The organism is Brevundimonas sp. (assembly GCF_036659295.1).
Lineage (GTDB): Bacteria > Pseudomonadota > Alphaproteobacteria > Caulobacterales > Caulobacteraceae > Brevundimonas.
The window spans coordinates 1-4,180 of sequence record NZ_JAVXCU010000134.1 but is presented as its reverse complement, the minus strand read 5'-3'; the positions used below and the strand labels follow the sequence as shown (position 1 = coordinate 4,180).

The window sequence follows — 4,180 nt, the reverse complement described above, 5'->3', positions numbered from 1 at the left end:
AGGCCGGTGTGTTCAAGAGCGGCATGGGTGCATTCCTGAACGCCAACTGGGCCGAAGGAACGCGCGTTGCCGGTGGCAGCTCCGGCGACCTGAACTTCTCGGATCTGGCGACCGTAAACCTCAACATGTTCGCCGACCTTGGCCAGCGCACCAAATGGGTCGAGAAATTCCCGTGGCTGACCGGTGCGCGCGTGTCGGTGGGTATCGAAAACCTGTTCGACGAGCGCATCAGCGTCACCGACGCTCAGGGCAATACCCCCAACGCCTATCAGCCCCATTATCTGGACCCGATGGGCCGCACCTTCCGGATCAATTTCCGCAAGATCATCTTCTAAAAAACGAAAGGCCCGCTGAAAACAGCGGGCCTTTTTCTTTGTCCTTAAGGGGCGATTTTTAGTGATCGCCTTTGGGGCTTTCCATCAGTTCGATCAGGACCCCGCCCATCTCCTTCGGGTGAAGGAAGACGACCGGCGTACCGTGAGCCCCGATGCGTGGCTCGCCTGTGCCCAGAATAGTCACGCCCTTGGCGCGCATCTCGGCGACAGCGGCGTGGATGTCCTCGACCTCGAAGCACACATGGTGCTGTCCGCCCTTGGGGTTCTTGGCAAGAAAACCGACAATCGGGCTGTTCTCGTCAAACGGCTCGATCAGTTCGATCTGGGCGGTCGGCGTATCAACGAAGCAGACCTTCACACCTTGCGCCGGAAGATCGAACGGCTCGCCGATCTTGGTCGCGCCCAGAATGTCGCGATACAGCTTGATCGATTCTGCGATCGAAGGGGTCGCCACGCCAACGTGGTTCAGATTGCCGATCATCAGTTCTTGTCCGCTTTAGGCTGGGCATAGCCCAGACGCTCGTTCAGTTTTTCAATCAAGTCGATGGCCGTATCGGCAATCACCGAGCCCGGCGGATAGACGGCAGCCGCCCCCATATCCAGCAGCGGTTGCACATCCGACGGCGGGATAACGCCCCCCACCACAATCGTAATGTCTTCGCGGCCAAGCTTGGCCAGTTCGGCCTTCAGTTCCGGCACCAGCGTCAGGTGACCTGCCGCCAGCGACGAAGCGCCAACCGCATGGACGTTCTTTTCAACCGCATCGCGGGCAGCCTCGGCAGGGGTCTGGAACAGCGAACCCGCCGTCACATCAAAGCCGATATCGCCATAGCCGGTCGCCACAACCTTCTGGCCACGGTCGTGTCCGTCCTGACCCAGCTTGGCGATCAGGATACGCGGCGCACCGCCATCGTTTTCGATGAAGGCGGCGACCATCTCACGGGCGCGGGCGACCTTGGGATCATTGCCCGCTTCCTTGGCATAGACGCCCGAAACGGTTTTCACGGTCGCAACGTGACGGCCAAAAGCAGCTTCCAGAGCATCCGAGATTTCACCGACAGTCGCCTTGGCACGGGCAGCCCGTACCGACAGTTCCATCAGGTTTTCATTGCCCTTGGCACCCTCGGTCAAGGCATTCAGAGCGGCCTGCACCTCGGCGTCGTTACGCTCAAGCTTCAGGCGTTCCAGCTTCTCGATCTGGCGGGCACGCACCTCGGCATTGTCGACCTTCAGCATTGGAATGTCGTCGACGACGGGGTTCAGATATTTGTTCACACCCACCAGCGTCTGCTGGCCGGTGTCGATACGCGCCTGCGTCTTGGCAGCAGACTCTTCGATGCGCAGCTTGGGAATACCGGCTTCGATGGCCTTGGCCATACCGCCATAGGCCTCGACCTCGGCCATCAGGGCGCGGGCCTTCGTGGCCAGCTCCTGCGTCAGGCGCTCGACATAGTGCGAGCCACCCCACGGGTCGATAACCTTGGTCAGGCCGGTTTCTTCCTGGGCCAGAATCTGCGTGTTACGCGCGATACGGGCCGAGAAGTCAGTCGGCAGGGCCAGGGCTTCGTCCAGAGCGTTGGTGTGCAGCGACTGGGTTTGACCACCGGCAGCGGCCATGCACTCGATCATGGTGCGCGGTACGTTGTTGAACACGTCCTGCGCGGCCAGCGACCAGCCGGACGTCTGGCAGTGGGTGCGAAGCGACAGGGATTTCGGATTAACCCCGCCCTCTTTCGCCACGGCCTCGGCCCAGATCAGGCGACCGGCGCGCATCTTGGCCACTTCCATGAAGTAATTCATGCCGATGGCCCAGAAGAAGCTGAGGCGCGGCGCGAACTTGTCGACAGCCATGCCTGCGGCCTTACCGGCGCGCAGATACTCAATGCCGTCCGCCAGCGTATAGGCCAGCTCAATGTCGGCCGACGCGCCCGCTTCCTGCATGTGATAGCCGGAAATCGAGATCGAGTTGAACTTGGGCGTTTCCTTTGCCGTCCATTCAAAGATGTCGGCAATGATCCGCATCGAGGGCGACGGCGGATAGATATAGGTGTTGCGGACCATGAACTCTTTCAGAATATCGTTCTGAATGGTTCCGGTCAGTTGAGCGTGCTCGACGCCCTGCTCTTCACCCGCCACGACGTACAGGGCGAGGATCGGCAGAACCGCGCCGTTCATGGTCATCGACACCGACATCTTGTCCAGCGGGATGCCGTCGAACAGGGTGCGCATGTCCAGAATGCTGTCGATGGCCACACCGGCCATACCGACATCGCCCTTTACGCGCGGGTGGTCGCTGTCATAGCCACGGTGGGTGGCCAGATCGAACGCCACCGACAGACCCTTTTGGCCTGCTGCAAGGTTGCGACGATAAAAGGCGTTAGAGGCCTCGGCGGTCGAGAAACCCGCATATTGACGGATCGTCCACGGCGCACCGGCATACATGGTCGGATAAGGGCCGCGCACAAACGGCGCAAAGCCCGGCAGACCTTCGATAAAGTCCAGCCCTTCAATGGCGTCCGCGCCATAGGTCGGCTCGACCGTGATGCCTTCCGGCGTGGTCCATGCCTCACGCGACGGGCCTTCACCTGTGGAGCCAAGGTCCAGATTCAGTTTGGAGAAATCAGGAAAGCTCATTGGCCTGCCTCCTCGAACGCGGCGGCAATACGGACTGGGGTCAAGGCTTCGAACGCGCCATAGGACGGTACAGACGGCACTTCATCAGCAACCGAAACGGTGCGCACATCAGGGTCCACAAACTTGGTCACGCCGATGATTTGGGCGCTACCGTTCTGGTAGGCTTTTTCAGCAAACTCGCGGGCGCGAGCGATACGCGGTTGGATCACATGACCTTCAAGGCCGTGGATCACGCCGCCCTCGGCCTCGATGGCCTGAAACTCGGTCCATGCCACCTGCGCCAAGTCACGCGTGCGGGCATCAAGATACCAGCTGCCCGAAGCCGGATCATCGACACGGCCGAGGTTGGATTCTTCCATCAGGATCAGTTGCGTATTGCGGGCCTGACGACGCGCAAAATCATCGGGCAGACCGGCAGCGCGGGTAAAGGCATCCAGCACCACCACATCGGCCCCACCGACACTGCCCGCAAAACCGGCAGCCGTCAGACGCAGCATGTTCGGCCACGGATCACGCGCCGACAGCATACGGCGCGACGAGCGGGCTTCAATCTGGGCCTGAACCTCATGGCCAAAGGCCTTGGACACATTCGCCCACAACAGACGCAGGGCGCGAACCTTGGCCAGACTGTCGAAATACTGCTGGTCCACAGCGACGCCCAGCGTCACCGACGACAGGGCTTTCTCAATCGACACGCCCGCCTCGACCAGCGCTTTCACATAGGCCACAGCCGAGGACAGCGCGAAGGCCAGTTCCTGCCCCATAGACGCGCCCGCCTCATGGGCCACTTGACCCGAGGCGAGGAACAGTTTGGCGTCCGGATAGGTTGAAGCCCAGCCCGCTGCCTTGGTCGCGGCATCTTTGAGAATGGTCGCAAAATCGGATGGCGCACCACCGGCGCGGGCATAGGCCGACACCGGATCAAGATGGAACGACAACTGGGCACGCGGCGAACCCTTGGCCACAGCGGCCAGAGCCTCGCTCGCCTTTACCCCGTCAAAACCGGCATCCAGCGCCACCGGAGCCAACTCCAGCGCCACGCCTTCAAGTGCCTTGGCGAGTTTCGCCGCATCGACTGCCACCGGACCGGAGATCAGCACAGACGCCGCCCCATTTTCCAGATCGGTCAGGATGGCGCGGTTCAGATCGGCCGCATCCCCGCCCTCAACAAGGGTCCGCAGGTTCCAGCTACGGCCTTCGCTGTCGCTAGG

Annotated in this window: 3 protein-coding genes and 1 pseudogene; 1 reads left to right on the top strand and 3 read right to left on the bottom strand. The window is 61.4% G+C overall.

Annotated elements, in window-relative coordinates; all coding sequences use genetic code 11:
• A pseudogene (locus RSB01_RS13690) lies at positions 1 to 335 on the top strand (TonB-dependent receptor); the annotation flags it as partial.
• A 58-nt stretch (positions 336 to 393) separates the two neighbouring features.
• On the opposite strand, the gene mce reads toward RSB01_RS13690, so the two are convergent.
• From mce to RSB01_RS13675, 3 genes are all read right to left on the bottom strand, one after another.
• Positions 394 to 816: a methylmalonyl-CoA epimerase gene (gene mce / locus RSB01_RS13685; RefSeq protein ID WP_332589934.1), complete on the bottom strand. Its 423-nt coding sequence runs from the start codon at positions 814 to 816 to the stop codon at positions 394 to 396.
• On the bottom strand, positions 816 to 2,969 hold the full coding sequence (gene scpA, locus RSB01_RS13680) for a methylmalonyl-CoA mutase (RefSeq protein ID WP_332589933.1): 2,154 nt from the start codon (positions 2,967 to 2,969) through the stop codon (positions 816 to 818). The genes mce and scpA overlap by 1 nt, the downstream gene beginning before the upstream one ends.
• Positions 2,966 to 4,180 (bottom strand): methylmalonyl-CoA mutase family protein (locus RSB01_RS13675; RefSeq protein WP_332625695.1); only part of this gene is annotated, 1,215 nt, incomplete at its 5' end. The genes RSB01_RS13675 and scpA, both read right to left, overlap by 4 nt.

Bases quoted from the DNA above. Each gene is read 5' to 3' on its own strand.
- mce (WP_332589934.1), bottom strand. From the start codon at position 816: ATGATCGGCAATCTGAACCACGTTGGCGTGGCGACCCCTTCGATCGCA.
- scpA (WP_332589933.1), bottom strand. From the start codon at position 2,969: ATGAGCTTTCCTGATTTCTCCAAACTGAATCTGGACCTTGGCTCCACA.